Source organism: Streptomyces milbemycinicus, assembly GCF_002154605.1.
Taxonomy (GTDB): Bacteria; Actinomycetota; Actinomycetes; order Streptomycetales; family Streptomycetaceae; genus Streptomyces; species Streptomyces milbemycinicus.
The window spans coordinates 1-2,028 of sequence record NZ_MUNE01000651.1; the positions used below are offsets into that span (position 1 = coordinate 1).

The following is a 2,028-nucleotide window of genomic DNA, read 5'->3' on the forward strand; positions in this document are numbered from 1 at the left end:
CACCGTGAGCGAGCGCAAGCCCTACAAGACCGGCCTGTCCGATGAGCAGTGGGCGCTGATCGCGCCAGTGATCGCCGCGTGGAAGTCCGCTACGACGGCGGTTCCCGTCATCACGAAGGAGGACTCTTCGGTGAGATGGGCTCTGCCGAATGGGGTTGCGAGGCTGCGAGGCTGGCGAGGAGTTTGAGCCGGTCTTCGGAGGTGGTGCCCGGTTCGGCGGTGTAGAGGGTCAGGTCGTGCACCGCCCGGTTGGACACCGGCAGGTCCAGGGAGTGATAGCGCAGCTCCAGCTCGCCCACGTCGGGATGCCACAACCGCTTGATGCCGTCGTGGCGGATACGGACGTCGTGCATGGCCCAGCTGGCGCGGAAGTCGGGGCTGAGGGTGGACAGCTCTCCGATCAGTTCCCGCAGGGCGCGGTCACGGGGCTCGCGGCCGGCTTCGGGGCGCAGCAGCGCGGCAGTGGCGGTGGCGGCGGTGTCCCAGTCGACGAAGAAGTCCTGGGCTCCGGGGTCGAGGAAGATGTAGCGGGCGATGTTGGGGCCGCCGTGCTTGTCTACAGTGTCCGCGGCGTCGCGCACCGTCCCCGAGGGTTACGGCGGGGGCGGACAGCCCGACTACCGCTATAACGTCGTGCTCCAGGAGGAGGCTGCACGCGCCCTGGTCACCCTGGGCACCGTACGCACCCAACTCGACGTCGTCCTCCCCTACTTCCTCGCCTACGCCGACACCGAACAGCGCGAGCGCTGGTACCCCGGGCTCGCCTCCGGGGAGCTGCTCACCGCGATCGCGATGACCGAGCCCGGCACCGGCTCCGACATCGAGGGGATCCGTACGACCGCCGTACGCGACGGCGACGCCTACGTCCTCAACGGCGCCAAGACCTTCATCACCGGAGGTCTGCTAGCCGACCTGGTGACCGTGGTGGCGCGCACATCGACCGACCCCGGCGACCGGCGGGCGGGGCTGACGCTGATGGAGGACGGTATGCCCGGGTCTGCAGGCCCGTACCCTCGACGATGTCTTCAACTCTGCGGTGGATACCGCTACATGCTGGAGTACCCGATCGCGCGCCTGTACGCGGACGCGCGCATCACCCATTTCCATGCCGGGACCAGTGAGGTCATGAAGGTCATCATCGCCAAGTCCCTGGGGTTGTGAGACATGTCCGTACACGACTTCGCCGACCGGCCGGGCGTCGCCCTCGTCGCGGGCGGCACCGGCGGCATCGGAGCGGCCGTCGTCCGGCTCCTCGCGGAGCGCGGCAGCGATGTCGCCTTCACCTACCGGTCCAACAAGGAAGCGGCGGGCGCTCTCGTCGGCGAGGTGACGGCGTACGGCCGCCACGTCGGCTCCCTGCGCGTGGACCTGACCGACGAGGAGGCCACCGCACGGGCCGTCACGGAAACCGCCGCGGCGGGCGGCGGCCTGCACACCCTGGTGTACGCGGCCGGGCCGCACGTCCCGATGAGGCATCTGAGCAGGGTCACGCCCGCTCAGTACCGTGCCCAACTGGAGGCCGACGCCGTGGCGTTCTTCAACCTCGTCCACCCCGCGCTGCCGCTGCTGCGGAAGAGCCGGGGCAGCGTCGTCGCCGTGACGACGGTCGCCACCCGCCGCTTCCCGGTCCGCGACGGGCTGTCGTCGGGCGCCAAGGGAGCGGTCGAGGCGGTGGCGCGCGCCCTTGCCGCCGAGGAGGGGCGGTACGGCGTCCGCGTCAACTGTGTCGCCCCCGGCATGCTCACGGACGGCATCGCGGCCCGGCTGATCGACTCCGGCGAACTCGACGAGGACGCCCTCGTCATCACCCGGCGCAATATCCCGCTGCGCCGGTTCGGCCGGGCGGAGGACATCGCGGAGGCGGTCGCGTTCCTCGCCTCGGAGCGCGCCGGGTTCATCACCGGACAGGCACTGGGGGTCGACGGCGGGTACAGCGTCTGAACCCACGGCTGATGGGGTGATCTCTTGGCCGCCGATGTACGCGGCCCGTACGACATCGGCGGACAGCGCGTCCAGCGCCTCGCGCAG

Annotated in this window: 3 protein-coding genes; 2 read left to right on the top strand and 1 reads right to left on the bottom strand. The window is 70.5% G+C overall.

Annotation, left to right across the window (positions count from 1 at the left end; genetic code table 11):
- Nucleotides 1-110: 110 nt before the first annotated feature.
- On the bottom strand, nucleotides 111-581 hold the full coding sequence (locus tag CCN51_RS41525; protein WP_014172777.1) for an MmyB family transcriptional regulator: 471 nt from the start codon (nucleotides 579-581) through the stop codon (nucleotides 111-113).
- Between CCN51_RS41525 and CCN51_RS41530 the strand changes: the two genes are divergently transcribed.
- Nucleotides 562-1,161: an acyl-CoA dehydrogenase family protein gene (locus CCN51_RS41530; protein WP_238545241.1), complete on the top strand. Its 600-nt coding sequence runs from the start codon at nucleotides 562-564 to the stop codon at nucleotides 1,159-1,161. The genes CCN51_RS41525 and CCN51_RS41530 overlap by 20 nt on opposite strands.
- A gap of 3 nt (nucleotides 1,162-1,164) precedes the next feature.
- The gene (locus CCN51_RS41535) at nucleotides 1,165-1,941 is read left to right on the top strand and encodes an SDR family NAD(P)-dependent oxidoreductase (protein ID WP_086860752.1); all 777 of its coding nucleotides are present in this window, start codon (nucleotides 1,165-1,167) and stop codon (nucleotides 1,939-1,941) included.
- Nucleotides 1,942-2,028 lie beyond the last annotated feature (87 nt).